The sequence below is a fragment of the Halomonas sp. HL-93 genome (assembly GCF_900086985.1).
In the GTDB taxonomy this organism is placed as follows: Bacteria; Pseudomonadota; Gammaproteobacteria; order Pseudomonadales; family Halomonadaceae; genus Vreelandella.
Genome location: NZ_LT593974.1, coordinates 1,001,918 through 1,017,282 on the forward strand (window position 1 = coordinate 1,001,918; position 15,365 = coordinate 1,017,282).

Sequence of the window (15,365 nt, forward strand, 5' to 3'; positions counted from 1 at the left end):
CTTTTTTTTGTGATTGGAGTCGCCCTGCGCCTAGGGTTCTTCGTTATCCTCCAGACGACGGTAAAGGGTACGTCGGGCAATGCCCAACACTTCGGCAGTGCGGCGTTTGTTGCCACCTGTGGCTTCCAAGACTTTGCGGATATAGCGCTTTTCAACTTCTTCCAAGCTCGGCCAGGGAGTGGCTGCGGCGGCCGGCATCTGAGTGGTAGGCAGCACTTCGCCGGTAAGTGTTGCGGTCGTTTGGGCCGACTCCTGGGTGAGTTGTTCGCGCAGCCGTTCAGGCAAGTGCTGATGGCGTAACGTGCCATCCTCGCTGAGTGTGACAGCGCGCATGATGGCGTTTTCAAGCTCGCGTACGTTGCCTGGGTAGGGGTAGTGCATCAGGCAGTGAAGCGCATCAGGTTCAATTTGCTCGATTTGTTTGTGTTGCGCGTCAGCGTGCTTGTCGATCAGGCTGAACACCAGATGCTCGATGTCGGGCCCGCGGTCGCGCAACGGGGGGATACGCAGCGAAAAGGTTTCCAGGCGGTAGAACAAGTCGCTCCTGAAGTTGGCCTGCTCGATTTCCTTTTCCAGATGACGGTGCGTGGCTGCGATAATCCGCACATCGACGGGTTCCTCGCGTTCACCGCCCACCGGGCGCACGGTTTTTTCCTGCAGCGCGCGCAGCAACTTGGCCTGGAGATTGATCGGCATCTCACCAATCTCGTCGAGAAACAGGCTCCCGCCCTGGGCGCTGTGAAAGAGGCCCTGTCGGGCGTCGTTAGCACCGGTGAAGGCCCCTTTAACATGCCCGAAAAACTCACTTTCCATTAGATCGGCGGGAATGCTGGCGCAGTTCACCGCGACAAAAGGGGCATCGTGACGCAAGCTTTCCTGGTGAATAGCCCGCGCCAGGAGTTCTTTACCGGTACCGCTTTCGCCCAGTAGTAATATCGGCGCATCACTTTTCGCCAGCCGTGAGGCATCATGAAAAAGTGCCTGCATCGCGTCGCTTTTACCGACAATACCGTGAAAATGACCGGCCTCTACGGCGTGCGAAACCGCCAAGCGTTGGCGCTCCAACACTCGAAATACCGACTCGCGGACGGCGTCAAGATCCAATGGCTTGGTTAAGAAATCGTCTGCCCCGAGCTTCAGTGCCTCAACGGCTTGGTCAATGGTGCCGAAGGCGGTAATCACAATAATGCCCAGCTCACTCCCTTCATGGCGTAGCTGTTGGAGTAGCTGGATGCCGCTGATGCCGGGTAAGCGCACATCGGTAATAATGAGAGAGACCGCCGTATGGCTGAGTAGGGCGATCGCATCCTCTGCGCTGGAAACCCCGTGGGTAGTGTATCCAGCGTCTTGCAATTCCTCTTCTAACAACTCACGTATCGCGTGGTCGTCTTCCACTACCAACAAAGGTAAAAAATGCTCCGGGTGCTTCACAAACATGGTCCTCATGCAGGTGTGGTGTCATAAAGCGGCAGCGTAATTTCAAAACCTGCACCGCCTAAGGGACTGTCGAAAACGCCGATTGTGCCGCCGTGATCATTGATAATTCGATGTACCATAGAGAGTCCTAACCCGCTGCCCTGGCCGACAGGTTTGGTGGTGAAGAAAGGGTCAAATACCTGCTGGTGATGTGATGCTGGTATGCCAGGGCCGTCATCCTCAACCCAGACATGGAGTTCGTGTTGCATCTGTTCAGCTCGAACGCGAATAAGGCGAACGCCGTCCGCCTGAGCTGCATTACGTAGTAAATTGGTCAACACTTGAACAATTTGTTGCCCGTTGGCGAGTAGTGTTGGCGTGGGGCTGGGTAGGGTGGTTTCTAGATGTACCCCACGTGGCTCAAGCTCCTCTTCTACTAGAGCGCTGGCACTGTGTATCAGTTCGTCAAAGGGTTGCTGGTCTTTTTCCACGTTATGTTGGCGGCCCAGTTCCATCAACTGGCGAACAATCTCGACGATGCGTTCAACCTCACCGCGAATGCGGCCTAGCCTAGATCGCTCGTCATCGCCAATCACGTCGCGACGCGCCAGCCGCTGGGCCTGGCCGTTGATCACGGTCAGCGGCGCACCGATTTCATGAGCGACCCCAGCGGCCAGTACGCCAAGCTCGGCAAGTTTTTTAGATTTGCGCAGGCGCTTTTCAAGCTCGATTTCACGCTGTTGACGATCTTCTATATCGTGGTCTTTCTCGGCCATGGCATCCAGCATGCCGTTAAGGCCTGAGGCCAGTCGCCGGTATTCTGCAGGCCCTTCAATATTGGCCCGCTGACCGCGGTCCCCTTCCTCTACGCGCTGCATTACCAATAACAAGCGATTCAATGGCCGTTCGATATAGTACCGAAACCCCCACCAAATACTCAAAACAATCCCGGCCGCGCCTACGACAAACACCAGTACGGCGACAATGCTGAGAAAGCCGGTATAGTTTTCGATGCCGGTGTTTAAGCGGTTAACTTGTAGTATACCGCTTACCTCGCCATCTGGTGTGCGCAACGGTTTGAGGGCGGAATAGTAAGTCCAGCCTTCAAATTGCCGGTAGTCGCTGTGCAGCTCGTCACCCTCAATCGCCTGTTGAATCTCCTCACGACTGAACAACTCGCGGCCCAGTCCGAGGCCATAAATTTCACGGCCGTTGGTGTCGAAAACATAGGCACCATAAATGCGGTGAAAGGAAAACGCCGCTTCAAGCGCTTCCTCAAGTGAGGCGTCGTTTTCCCGAGAAACGGCGTAGCCAAGCGTGGTGCTCAGCGCATGCGTAATCATGTCGACTTCGTTTTGCAGCTTGGAGCGAACGTTATCCTCCAGCGACTTAATGGCCACCAAACTAAACACCACCAAAATAACGAATAGCGGGACGATGACCGTCAGAATAATTAAATTTCGTAAACGCATGCGTTAACCGGGGTTATGAAACATCAATAAGCGAACTGCCCGCTACTCGGCGGGACGTAAGCGATAAAGGGCACCATCGGCGGCGTCGGTCAGCAAGTATATGGCCTCGTCAGGCCCCTGACGCACATCGCGCAAGCGGCCGAGTTCGCCGTCGAGAATGACTTCTTGGGCGGCCACTTGGTTATCTTCAAGCGCTAGCCTGACCAGCTGCTCGCTGCCCAGTCCGCCGGCCAGCAGTTGGCCCTGCCACTCGCCAAAAGCGCTGCTGGTGACTTCCGCAAGCCCCGAGGGCGCAAAGCGCCCCTCAAAGACGTGCACCGGGTCGACCATGCCGGACTTGGACGTCTCGCCAATCGGCTCGTTGGTCGCGTAGTCGTTCCCCCGGCTGACCTCGGGCCAGCCGTAATTATCGCCCGCCGTCAGCCGGTTCAGTTCATCGCCTGTGCGCGGGCCATGCTCGGTCGCCCACGGGTCACCGTTTTGTCTAACCACCAAGCCTTGGATATTGCGATTGCCCTGGGTGTAAATTTCATCCAGCGTGTCGGGTTCGTCAACAAAAGGGTTGTCGTCAGGCGCGCCACCGGTATCGGTCAGGAGCAGGGTAGACCCCGCGTGATCATCATCGGCTTGGGCGCGGGGTGGCTCGTTGCCACGATCGCCAATGCTCATCAGCAGAGTGTCGTCGGGCAGCCAGGCAATCCGTGAGCCGTAGTGACGACCGGGTGATGAGGCGCGATCCTGTTCAAATAGGTGTTCGACGTCACCCAGTTCGTCGCCCTGCCATTTCACCCGCGATAGCGCTGAGCGGCTGTTATCGCCATCGGGCTTGCTCCAGGTGAAGTAGATCCAGTCGTGTTCGCCGTCGCCAAACTCAGGGTGCAGGGCGATATCCAGCAGCCCGCCCTGGCCACGTTGGCTTACTTCGGGTAATCCGTCCAGTGCGCGAGGTTCGCCGCCATCAGCCTCTATGATGCTCAGTTGTCCTGGCCGTTCACTGACCAAAAAGCGACCGTCAGGTAGAAACGTCACCGACCAGGGATGCTCCAGGCCGCCGGCAATTTTCTCGATAGAAAAGGCCACTTGATCGCTCTCGATACGTTCCTCTACGATCTCTGCAGCGCTGACAGAGGCACTACTGCTCAGTAAACCGAAGAGGGCGGCGGTCAACCAGCGCTGACGCAACGCAGGGGTAGATAAGCGACGCATGGGGGCTCTCCCAAGAAAGTGACGATCTTTAGGCACGTCAAGCAGAGACGCTTTCTGACGCGAGAGGTTCCTTATTTTATGTTATCAACTCATGGCATCAGCCAAGCGAGCAGTATCGGCAAATAAATCAGCGCCAGCAGCGTCGAGCAAAACACCAGGCTGGCCACATAGGCCGGTTCGCGCTGGGCCCGCTGGGCAAACAAGTAGTTAAACACTGCTACCGGCATGCTCATCTGCAATACTAAAATCCCCTGGGCCAGCGGGGGGAGCCCTATTAAATCGGCAATCAGCCAGGCCGCACCTGCCGCAAGCGGAATACGCACCAAGCAAAAGCCAAGGCCCGAGCGCAGGCTTTTGACCTGAATGCTAGCCAAGGATACTCCCAAGGTGATCAACATGAGCGGTACGGTAAAGCCGGACATCAAATCCACGCTGTTGGCCAACCAAAGCGGCAGCTCGGTCTCGGTGAGCAACAGTGCCATGGCAATGGCGATCGCGTAGACCGTTGGCGTTTTGGCCAGTGACTTGAGCGGATTCCCCCTACTGGCCAGCATGGTGCCGACCGTAAATTGAAACAGCGATACCGTGACCATCACGGTAATGCCGTACACAAAACCGGCACTACCAAAGGCGTAAAGCACGACCGGCAACCCCATGTTGCCGGTGTTGGGGTACATCATCGGAGATAACAACACGCGCCAGTCGCGGCGTAACAGCTTGGCGACAAAAAACGTCGCTCCGGCCATGCAGGTAATCACCAGCGCGGTTGCTAGCATAGTGCGGCCAAAGGTACTGGCATCGATTTCCGCCCCGGCGAGTGAGGCAAGCACCAGTGAGGGTGTGCCGATATTGAAGACCAGCCGGGTCACAAAATCGACAGGATAGGGATGGCCCAGTCGCACCCAGGTAAATCCCAAGCCAGCGCCCGCCAATACGGGCGCCATTACCGCAAAGAGTTCAGCCAACATGGGCGCGTCCTTGGCAATGAGTGGCCGACTATTGTGAATAGGTAGCGGACTAACTGGCAAGTCGCGGAAAGAAAACCTAAGCCGCGGCACCGTTATGCTGCCACTGGTGGGGCATTTGCTGGCGTAAAAATGCCAGCAGCGCCTTCACGCGCCGTGGCTGGTAACCGTAAGCATAGAGCAACGTGATGGGTAACGGCGCTGGCTGCCAGTTGGGTAGACAGGGAGTAAGTTCGCCGGGGTGATGCGCTTCGCGTTTGTCGGCAAGCCAATGAGGCAGCAAGCCGATACCTTTGCCACGGGCGATAGCATCCAGGTGAAGTGCAGTTAGATCCACCCTTAAACGCGAGCGTGGGGGGTAAAAGTGGTAAGTACCCTGGCTTTCGTGGTGCAGCAGTAAACCATTCTGGGTCGTGCCCAACAGGTCGATCCAAGGGTGGCCGGCAAGATCACGAGGATGCTCAAGCAGCGGTTGCTGGCTGAGGTAAGTCGGGCTGGCATAGAGGCCTCGGGTCAGCATGCCGAGCGGCTCCTGATGAAGGCCGCTTTCCGGTATCTGCCCCAGGCACACATGAACACAGTGACTATTGAGCGAGCTGGGCGGCGTTTCCCGCGTGCGCAACGTTAGCTCAATCTTAGGGTAGCGTGCCATGAAGGTATCCATGATCTGGCCCATCCACCCCCTGGCAAGGGCACAGTGAACTTCGAGCGTTACCGTCCCGCTTATATCTTCACGCAGCTCTGCCAGCGCCTCATGGCTGCGTTCCGCCAGCGCCAGGATATCCTGGCAGTAGCGATGGAATAAAAGCCCCGCCTCGGTAGGCAACAGGCGGTTGGCTTGGCGCCGCAGCAGCGGCTGTTCCAGGCGCGCTTCCAAATGGCTGATACGCCTACTTAGGGTTGATTTGGCTAACCCCAGCTTGCGCGCACTGAGCGTGAGGCTGCCGGTCTCCATCACCTCCGCAAAGGCTTTGAGTTCGTCGAAATCATGCATGGTGGATACCGCAATGCTGGAAACAGCGGCATTATGCCAGGGATTTAGTTGAATGAAAATTATTGTGATTTGCTATTGCGGAGGGACGCGTTAACAAACTGAGGGTTAACCGGTCAGCGCCTGCCAAATCAAATGGAAGGCCAGCAATGTCAACACCCAGTTTAAAAGACTGGCAAAGTGACGTTCCGGCATATGTTTTAAAGGATGTCCTTATCAGTAGACTAAATACGAAAGGAGATAAGCCATTAAGTAAGTTTTCCAACGAATTAACTCCTTGTCATTACCAGCACGCACCCGTTGCCAAGGCACAATAACCTAGCAGACATTGCCTTGTGGTCGCCACGGTGGCTATCTCAAGATCAAAAAAGCCCCGGCAATCGCCAGGGCTGAAGAAGAACATCAAAACAGTAGCGAGCTTAAACCGATTAGAACTCGTAGCGTGCCGAGAGCCACAGGCGACGGCCTTCTTCGCTATTGGCATAAACGTTGCCATAGCCAGCCCCATCGCCGTAGTAGCGATAGTCGACGAAGTCCTTGTCGAACAGGTTGTAGATGGTGGCGCTCAGGTTCAGGTTATCCGAGACGGCGTAATTACCGCCGAGGTTGAACAGCGAGTAGGCTTTAAAATCGCCCAGGTCATCGAAAAGCGGTACGGGCGGACCGGGAGGCGCGGTGCGCGAGCGGTAACGCTCGCTACGGTACTCTGCGGAGAGCCAGGCATCCAGCTTGTCGGTGGCCTGCCAGCGCAGCGTGGCATTTACCGAGTGTTCGGGCGTATCGGTGAGCGGTTCGCCTTTATTGTCGCCGCTTTTTTGTTCGCTATCCGTGTAGGTGTAGTTGGCGTTTAAGCGCCAGTCCGGGTTGAACTGGTAGGCGGTTGAAAGCTCGACGCCTTGGGTGATCGCCTCGTCGACGTTGACTTGCTGGCTGTAAACGCCGTCAGGAATCAAGGGGTCATTGGTCACCTGCCTGTCGTTACCGCTGGCGATTTTATCGTCAAACTGGTTATGGAACAGCGTCGCGCTGGCAGTGAAGCCCTGCTGATTATCGTAATGCGCACCGATTTCACTGCTGGTGCTGGTTTCTGGCTCGAGATCGGGGTTGCCGATGGTAAGGATGGTGCCCTGGCCCGTTACGCCGTTGATACCGTCGTGTAAGTCGTTAAGCGATGGTGTTTTGTAGCCGCGGCTCACGCCACCTTTTAGCGTCCAGTTGGGAGTGGTGTTCCAGACTAGATAGCCACGTGGGCTGAACTGGCTGCCAAAGGCATCGTGGTGGTCGTAACGCCCGCCGAGCGTAAGCGCCAGATCGTCGCGCAGCATCCATTCGTCTTCGGCAAACAGGGCGGTAGTGGTTTGCTCGAATGTCTCGCCCGCTAAACCGTCGTCCAACTCCGAATCCATCCATTGGCCACCTATGGTGGTCATATGATCGCCCAGCGGCATGGTGAATTTGCTATCGAGCACCGTGTTGGTGGTTTCTAATTCGCGCGGGTCACCGCCAACGATTCCAGGAAAACCTGCGTATGCTTCACCCGCCGTACCGGGGATGGTGCGGCCGGTGGTTTCGGTGGTGTTGCGCATCAGGCTGGACTCCAGGGTGCCTGAGGCAAAGCGTCCGGTATGGCCAATAGCAACTTGCTCACGCTCAAAACGTAGCTCGTCGGCATAACCGTTAGCGACACCGGGGTCAGGCTCACAGCTGCGCGTGCGACCATCCAAGGTGCCTAACTGGCATTCGTCGTTGTTGTAGCGCTGGCGGTTGACTTCACCGTCGAGCCACAGGTCGTGATCATCAGTCGGCGTCCAGGTCAGCTTGCCGCCCAGGTTATAGGTATCGCCTTCCACCGGGCTGGGGCCGCGTTGGCTGACCTCGATAGGGTCGCCATTTTCATCGTTGTATTCTAAATTAGATGCGTCGCGCTCATAGAAGCGTCCGCGCAGCTGTAAACCTAGGGTGTCTTCCACCAGTGGACCGCTGGTATAAAGATTAATCTCACGGCGATCGCCAAAGTCGCGGTCTTGGTTGAAGGTATTCTCAACGCCAACCGAGCCGGTCCATTCGCGGTCGACCTTGCGGGTAATGATGTTAATTACCCCGCCCATGGCGTCAGAGCCATAAAGTGTCGACATTGGCCCACGAATCACCTCAATGCGCTCAATGCTGGAAGTTGGAGGAAAGAAGCTGGTGGAGGTTTCGCCAAAGCCATTGGGCGTTACGCTACCGGCGGTATTTTGGCGGCGGCCATCAATCAAAATCAGCGTGTAGTCGCTGGGCATGCCGCGCATGCTGATGTTCCGACCGCCGGTTTTACCCACCTGGCCGCCCACGTCCACGCCTTCAACGTCGCGCAGGGCATCGGCAACACTGGTGATGCGTTTGCGCTCCAGTTCCTCGCGAGACACCACCGAAATACTGGCCGGCGCATCGACCATCGTCTGTTCAAACCCGCTGGCCGACACCACGATGTTATCCAGTTGGTCGCTTTGTTGTGCGTAAACCGCCGTGGACGATACGGCGAGCGCGATGGCGCTGACCAAAACGGTGCGAGTAAAGCGTGGCATGGGCACCCCCTGGTAAAGCAATTAGATTATTAATGATATTCATTGTCAAATGAGATGGAGAGTCTAAAAACAAAAGTTCCCAAATGCGAGGCAATTGATTGGAACATGACGTTGCGTAAGCTGGAACGATGTGGGTAGAGCGAGCGATGCAGTTGAGCGTTGCGTTGCGTTGCGTCGAACGCAGTATTCGCCGTAATATTGATGCAAGTGCTTTTGATAATCGTTATTATTCTGCGCTACTTCAACAGCGAGGACACCTTATGCGGGCCACATCATTGTGCAATGGCATTGTGGGACTACTACTGAGTGTCTGTTTGGTCAGTGCCGCTCAGGCGCGTACGCTCGATACTGCCTTCGGCGAAGTGGATGTAACGGGTACGCCGGAGCGAGTGGTCACGCTGTACGAGGGGGCGCTGGATGCCTCATTGGCCGCGGGTATCACGCCGCTAGGGGCGGTCACCACGCGTGGTGGCGACAACGTTGCCGAGTACGTGGAAGCGCATTTGGGCGATGAGCGGCCCGCTATCATGGGAGTGGTACGCGAAATCAACACCGAAGCGGTGCTTGAGCAGCGCCCGGACTTGATCCTCGCGCCTGTTCAGCTTGCTGAAGAGCAATATCAGCTGTTATCACGCATTGCGCCCACGGTGGTGCCGCCGAGTCAGCCGCTGGCGCCGGATAACTGGAAGGATGAAGCACGGCTTTACGGTAAAGCATTGAACCGTGAGGAGGCCATTGACGACGCCATCAACGCCGTTGAGGAGCGTGCCGCGGCGCTGGCAAGCGACCTGGAAAACGCCGGTGTGGGCGGAAATGCGTTTGTGGTGCGCTGGATGCCGGGCGGGCCGATGGTGATGTCGAAAAACCTGTTTACCGCCGGTCTGCTGGCCGACGTCGGCCTGACCGTCGAAGACGCGGGGCTGGTGGGCGAGCGCGGCGTGCATAGCGATGTGCTAAGCCTTGAAAACCTTGCCCAGGTGGATGGTGACTGGCTGTTCCTGGCCACGCTCAATGAAGACGGCCAGGAAGCGCTTGAGTCCGCCAAGCAAAGCAGCGCCTTTACCCGGCTGGAGGTGGTCCAGCGCGAGCAGGTGGTGCCGGTGAACGGTCAGCTGTGGACCAGCGCCAACGGCCCGCTGGCGGCGCAGGCGATTCTTGACGATGTAGAAGCCGCTTTGTTGCCGTGATGTCGTTAAACGTTGGTCGTCAACGAACGCATATGACGCTACTTTTCACCGCCCTCGTGGCGGTGAGTCTCGTTAGCCTGCTGATTGGCGCAGGCGACGTCGGCCCGCTGCGTGCGCTGGCGGTGCTTGCCGGCAGTCAGGATGACGATGCGAGTTTCGTGGTATGGGAACTGCGCGCGCCGCGTACCTTGATTGGCATTATCGTGGGCATGGCCCTGGGAGTGGCGGGGGCGCTGCTCCAGGCCGTCTCGCGTAACCCGCTCGCCGAACCCGGCTTGTTGGGGGTCAGCGCTGGCGCGGCCTTTGCCGTGGCATTAACCTTGGTCATGGGGGCCAGCGCGGCCACGCTGCGTATTTCGGTGGCCCAGTTGGGAGCGCTGGTCGGCTGCCTATGTGTGCTTAGCGTCACCCGCGTGCACGGTGTGGGCAGCGATCCGGTGCGGCTGGTATTGGCGGGAGCGGCGTTTTCCGGGCTGCTTGGCTCGCTGACGTCCCTCATGCTGCTGTTTGATCAGCGCGCGGCGGATGAAATCCGTTTCTGGGTCATCGGCAGTCTCGCCGGACGACGCCTTGATGATGTGGTCGCCATGTTGCCCAGCATGCTGGTGGCCGCCGTGTTGGTGGTTGTTACGGCCCGCCCGCTGGCGGCGCTGGCGCTAGGCGAACGGGCCGCGTCAGGGCTGGGACATCATCCAGGGCTGATCCGTTGGTTGGTCGTCGCCTGCGTGGCGGTACTGGTGGGCGCTGCCACCGCGATTGCCGGTCCTATTGCGTTTGTCGGCCTGGTCGTGCCGTTTGCCGCTCGAGCGATCGCCGGGCCGGACATTCGCCGCACGCTGTGGTTCTGCCTGCCGATCGGCCCCTTGATGGTGCTCGCCGCAGATATCATTGCGCGTGTGTTAGTGGCGCCTTCAGAGCTGCCAATTGGCGTGTTGACCGCCCTATGCGGTGCTCCGGTACTGGTCGCGGTGGTGCGCGCCCGGCGGCTACCCTCCTTATAATCTCTGGCGTTGCATGCCCATGAAATCGAACGCAACTGATCTTTCTTCGCCGGCCTTGTTAACCCAGCACCCTGCGGCTGAGGTAGCGGCACCGTCAGGCTATTGGCGGGTGGCGTGGCGCTCTCCACGTGGCAATGCCTGCAGTGTGCTGATTGAGCGCCGCGGACTGACCGTCAATACGGGGTTGTGGGTCGCGCTGCTCGTCGCCTGCGTGCTTTACCTGGGGCTTGGGAGTATGACGCTGGCGCCGAGCACGGTTGTCCCGGCGCTCTTTGGCCGGGGCGAGATGATCAACGTGTTTACCGTGCAGGAGCTGCGCCTGCCCCGGCTGTTAGCGGCCTGTTTAACCGGGGCTGCCTTTGCGCTTGCCGGGGTGCTGATGCAAACCCTGGCACGCAACCGACTGGCCACCCCAGGGATTATCGGTATCGATAATGGCGCCACGGCGTTTGCCGTGGCCTCGGTGGTGGGGATGGGCATTTCCCTGGCCCCGTCGGCCATGGCGCTGGCGGGGGCTGCTACCGCAGCCGCATTGACCTTTGGCCTCGTGGCGGGTGGTGGCACGCAGGGCTATCGCTTTATCGTGGCGGGGATTGGCGTCGGCGCGGTATTCGGTGCCGTCACCCAATTGATGTTGGCACGGGTGGCGATTGATACCGCCAATGCGGCCTACCCCTGGACCGTCGGGTCGCTCAACGCCCGCCCAGGCGACGCCGTCTTTTGGCTAGCGGGCGGTCTTATCGTCGGCGTGGTCGCTGCGGGGGTCGTCGCGCGTCCGCTATCGCTGATGCGCTTTAAAGATGCAACGGCCTGTGGGCTGGGCGTTAACGTTAAAGCGCGACGCTTCCAGGTATTGTTGCTCTCGGTGGTGTTGACGGCGCTGGCGGTTGCGGTGGCAGGGCCAGTGGGTATGGTCGGGCTGATCGGCCCTGAAATTGCCCGCTCCCTTGCAAGCTCGCGCCAGGTACCGTTAGTGGCGTCGCTATTGTCAGGCGCGCTGGTGATGGTGCTGGCGGACCTCGCCGGGCGCACTTTGCTGGCCCCGATTGAAATCCCTGTCGGTATTGTCACCGCCGTCATCGGCGGTCCCTGGTTATTATGGATACTAATGCGCCCGCAACGGAGTTACGCATGACGCATGCTGAGCCATCCCCCACGCTTGCCACCGAATCGCTTGCCCTGAGTTATGGCCCTCGGCGCGTCATTGAGTCGCTGGACGTCAGCCTGCCGAGTGGCCAGGTCACCGCGATTGTGGGCCCCAACGGCTGTGGCAAGTCCACGCTACTGTCGGGCCTAGCGCGTCTGCACAAACCGGAAAGTGGGGCAGTACTGTTGAATGGTGCGGATATCCAACACCTGCCCGCCCGTAAGCTCGCCACTCAACTGGCGCTGTTGCCGCAAGAGGCCGTGGCGCCGGAAGGGCTGACGGTCAGCGAGCTGATTCGCTTTGGCCGCCAGCCTCACCAGGGCTGGCTGCGCCAATGGTCGGCGGAGGACCAGCGTGTGGTCGAGTACGCACTTGTCGCCGCCGGGCTTGAATCCTTGGCCGAGCGTCCGCTGGAAGCGCTTTCCGGCGGGCAGCGCCAACGGGCGTGGATTGCCATGACCATCGCCCAGCAAACACCGCTGTTACTGCTCGACGAGCCGACCTCGGCGTTGGACCTGGGTCATCAGATCGAAGTGTTTGAGCTGGTACGCCACCTTGCCTGCCAAGGCCGCACCGTGGTGATGGTGCTGCATGATTTAGCCAGCGCCTGCCGCTACGCGGATCATCTCATCGCCATGTGCGAAGGGCAGGTTGTCGCCCAAGGGGCGCCTGCAAAGGTCGTTACCCCAGCGCTGGTGCGCGAGCTGTATCAGGTAGATTGCACGCTGATTATCGACCCAGATACCGGCAGTCCCTTATTGGCCAACGTGCGCCGTGCCGGTTCTTAAGCCTTGTGCCCAAACCAAGCCCCTAAGCCGACGTTTGGTAAATAGGAAAGTGGTACGATAGGCCACATCATTCGACCCATAACCACTCAGTAAGGAATGCTCGTGGCTTCTTTTACGCCCCGTTCTCAGGCCCGCTCTCAGAATCAGAGCTTTCAGGCCTTGATGCGCCTTCTGCGCTATGCCAAAGGCTATCGGCGGCGGATTATCGCCGCGACCGTTTGCTCGATCATCAACAAGCTGTTCGATATCGCCCCCGAAATTCTCATCGGCGTGGCGATCGACGTGGTGGTCAATCAGGAACAAAGCTTTGTGGCGCGGTTGGGCTTCGACGCTCCTCAAGAGCAGATCACCATCCTCGCCGTGTTGACGTTCTTTATCTGGGCGGGGGAGTCGCTGTTTGAGTACCTGTTCCAGATTTTATGGCGCAACCTGGCCCAACGGCTTCAGGCGGATATGCGTCAGGACACCTACGAGCATGCCCAGCGGCTGGATATGGCGTTTTTTGAGTCGAAAAGCTCCGGCCAGCTTGTTGCCACGATGAATGATGACGTTAACCAGCTTGAGCGTTTCCTCGACGGTGGTGCTAACTCGCTGATTCAGGTGGGCGTCACGGTAGTTGCCGTCGGTGCAGTCTTCTTCGTGCTCTCGCCGCTGATCGCGCTGCTGGCGTTTACGCCCATTCCGCTGATCATCTGGGGCGCGTTTTACTTCCAGCGCAAAGCCGGGCCGCTTTACAGCGACGTGCGCGAAAAGGTTGGCGATTTGGCCAGCCGCCTTTCCAATAACTTAAGCGGTATCGCCACGATTAAAAGCTTTACCAGCGAAGACCGCGAGGCCGAGCGCCTGCGCGATGCCAGCGAAGCCTACGTGGATGCCAATCGCCGGGCGATCAAGGTGAGCTCGGCGTTTATCCCGGTTATTCGTATGGCGATTCTGGCGGGCTTTTTGGCCACCTTTACCGTGGGGGGCATGATGGCGCTCAACGGCACCTTGAACGTGGGCGCTTACGGCGTGCTGGTGTTTTTGACCCAGCGCCTGCTGTGGCCGTTGACCGGCTTGGCTCAGGTGATTGACCTATTTGAGCGCGCCATGGCCAGCACCAAACGCATTCTCGATCTGCTGGAAGAGCCCATTACGGTTAAAGACGACAGCACCACGTCGCTGGTTCAGCCCATTAAAGGTGAGGTGCGCTTCGAGTCGGTAAGCTTCCACTACACCGCCAGTGAAGTGGGCGTTGATGGGGTGGATTTACACGCGCCAGCTGGGCATACCCTGGCGCTGGTCGGTGCGACCGGTTCAGGTAAATCGACGCTGATCAAATTGCTGCTGCGTTTTTACGACCCCAAAAGCGGGCGGGTACTGATTGACGGGCAGCCGGTAACGGACGTGAGCATGCACTCGCTGCGCCAGGCGATTGGCCTGGTCAGCCAGGATGTGTACCTGTTTGAAGGCAGTATTCGCGACAATATTGCCTACGGCCGGCCGGATGCGGATGACGCCGCGATTATCGATGCCGCCAAAACCGCCGAGGCGTGGAGCTTTATTGAAACGCTGCCCCAAGGGCTGGAAACGCCGGTAGGGGAGCGGGGCGTGCGCCTTTCCGGCGGCCAGCGCCAACGGCTTTCACTGGCCCGGGCGCTGCTTAAAGACCCGCCGGTTTTGGTGCTGGATGAAGCCACCAGCGCGGTGGATAACGAAACCGAAGCCGCCATTCAGCGCTCGCTCAAGCGCATTGCCCACGGCCGCACGGTGATCATGATTGCTCACCGGCTTTCGACCATTGTGCACGCCGATGAGATCGTGGTGATCGAAAAAGGCCAAGTGGCCGAACGCGGCACTCACTCAAGCTTGCTCGCCGCTAATGGCCATTACGCGGCCCAATGGCGCGTGCAAACCGGCGAGGCGCTGGCGGGCGATGCTGAAGCCGTTAGCGGTTAACGAGCCGTGCATCCAGCGTGATCGGCACGTGCTCGTCTATCTCGTTATAACCTAGCATCGAGAGCACGCTGCGCAGCGTGGCGTTGGCCATCAACGCGCGGCCATCCAGCGCCATGGGCTCGGCGTGGGTCACGCGCACTTCGTTCAAGCCCTCACGGGTGAAGCGAAGCGGGACAGTCTCTTCCTGGTTGACCATATCGCTTTGTAGCCGGAAGGTCAGCGTCTCGACCAGCGATTCGCCAATATCCAACTCGTCTAACCGCTCGGGTGGCATTTGCGCCACCAGCGTGACCAACGTGGTGTTGGCCAGCATCTCGGCCCAGGTGGGCAGTTCGCCCATCCGGGTTAGCATATCCGTTTGGCTGAGCTTGAGTGGCAGACGCAGCGTTCCATCGGCGGAAATATCGCCCTGCAGGTCGCGAACCTGATGGTGATGGGTTTGCGGCTCATCGCCATCCAACTGGGTAATCGATGCTTGAACGTTCGAGCGGTCAGGGTCCAACTGCCAATCTGCCTGCGCCGGTAGCGCCAACAGCAGCGAAAAAAGCGCCATCAATGCTTTCAAAGCGTATCTCCTTATAAGGGCCTTTCTCAAAAGGGCTTCCCTCAAGACCCGCTAACCCTTAAAAAGTGCCGCGGTAATGGCAAGATAGCCTAACTAGGGGCTGGCCTCGCTCCACCACATTC

Annotated in this window: 12 protein-coding genes; 5 read left to right on the forward strand and 7 right to left on the reverse strand. The window is 58.6% G+C overall.

Going from position 1 to position 15,365, the window contains the following annotated elements:
* Window positions 1-30: 30 nt before the first annotated feature.
* The 6 genes from GA0071314_RS04535 to GA0071314_RS04560 form a co-directional block, all read right to left on the reverse strand.
* Complete coding sequence (locus GA0071314_RS04535; RefSeq protein WP_096300558.1) at window positions 31-1,446, reverse strand: sigma-54-dependent transcriptional regulator; 1,416 nt, start codon at window positions 1,444-1,446, stop codon at window positions 31-33.
* Window positions 1,443-2,888: a sensor histidine kinase gene (locus GA0071314_RS04540; RefSeq protein ID WP_074395515.1), complete on the reverse strand. Its 1,446-nt coding sequence runs from the start codon at window positions 2,886-2,888 to the stop codon at window positions 1,443-1,445. The genes GA0071314_RS04535 and GA0071314_RS04540 overlap by 4 nt, the downstream gene beginning before the upstream one ends.
* Before the next feature lie 42 nt (window positions 2,889-2,930).
* On the reverse strand, window positions 2,931-4,094 hold the full coding sequence (locus tag GA0071314_RS04545) for a PQQ-dependent sugar dehydrogenase (RefSeq protein WP_074395516.1): 1,164 nt from the start codon (window positions 4,092-4,094) through the stop codon (window positions 2,931-2,933).
* A gap of 89 nt (window positions 4,095-4,183) precedes the next feature.
* Complete coding sequence (locus GA0071314_RS04550; protein WP_074395517.1) at window positions 4,184-5,062, reverse strand: AEC family transporter; 879 nt, start codon at window positions 5,060-5,062, stop codon at window positions 4,184-4,186.
* 76 nt (window positions 5,063-5,138) lie between these two features.
* Window positions 5,139-6,053 (reverse strand): LysR family transcriptional regulator, encoded by a 915-nt coding sequence (locus GA0071314_RS04555; protein ID WP_074395518.1) that lies wholly within the window; start codon window positions 6,051-6,053, stop codon window positions 5,139-5,141.
* 425 nt (window positions 6,054-6,478) lie between these two features.
* Entirely contained in the window at window positions 6,479-8,617 is a 2,139-nt protein-coding gene (locus GA0071314_RS04560) for a TonB-dependent receptor domain-containing protein (RefSeq protein WP_074395519.1), read from the reverse strand.
* 260 nt (window positions 8,618-8,877) lie between these two features.
* Here GA0071314_RS04560 and GA0071314_RS04565 point away from each other — a divergent pair, with 260 nt between their 5' ends.
* The 5 genes from GA0071314_RS04565 (at window position 8,878) to GA0071314_RS04585 (ending at window position 14,678) form a co-directional block, all read left to right on the forward strand.
* Window positions 8,878-9,804 carry an ABC transporter substrate-binding protein gene (locus tag GA0071314_RS04565; protein ID WP_074398431.1) on the forward strand — a complete coding sequence of 309 codons (927 nt, stop codon included), beginning with the start codon at window positions 8,878-8,880 and terminating at the stop codon, window positions 9,802-9,804.
* Between the two features lie 32 nt (window positions 9,805-9,836).
* Complete coding sequence (locus tag GA0071314_RS04570; protein WP_074395520.1) at window positions 9,837-10,805, forward strand: FecCD family ABC transporter permease; 969 nt, start codon at window positions 9,837-9,839, stop codon at window positions 10,803-10,805.
* Window positions 10,806-10,824: 19 nt separating this feature from the next.
* Window positions 10,825-11,940, forward strand: coding sequence for a FecCD family ABC transporter permease (locus GA0071314_RS04575; protein ID WP_082934200.1), 1,116 nt, complete (start codon window positions 10,825-10,827; stop codon window positions 11,938-11,940).
* Window positions 11,937-12,740 (forward strand): ABC transporter ATP-binding protein, encoded by an 804-nt coding sequence (locus tag GA0071314_RS04580; protein ID WP_074395521.1) that lies wholly within the window; start codon window positions 11,937-11,939, stop codon window positions 12,738-12,740. Before GA0071314_RS04575 ends, GA0071314_RS04580 begins: the two co-directional genes overlap by 4 nt.
* A 162-nt stretch (window positions 12,741-12,902) precedes the next feature.
* Complete coding sequence (locus GA0071314_RS04585) at window positions 12,903-14,678, forward strand: ABC transporter ATP-binding protein (RefSeq protein WP_197668839.1); 1,776 nt, start codon at window positions 12,903-12,905, stop codon at window positions 14,676-14,678.
* On the opposite strand, the gene GA0071314_RS04590 is transcribed toward GA0071314_RS04585, so the two are convergent.
* Window positions 14,668-15,243, reverse strand: coding sequence for a hypothetical protein (locus GA0071314_RS04590; RefSeq protein WP_074395523.1), 576 nt, complete (start codon window positions 15,241-15,243; stop codon window positions 14,668-14,670). The two genes, GA0071314_RS04585 and GA0071314_RS04590, sit on opposite strands and share 11 nt — an antisense overlap.
* Between the last annotated feature and the right edge of the window lie 122 nt (window positions 15,244-15,365).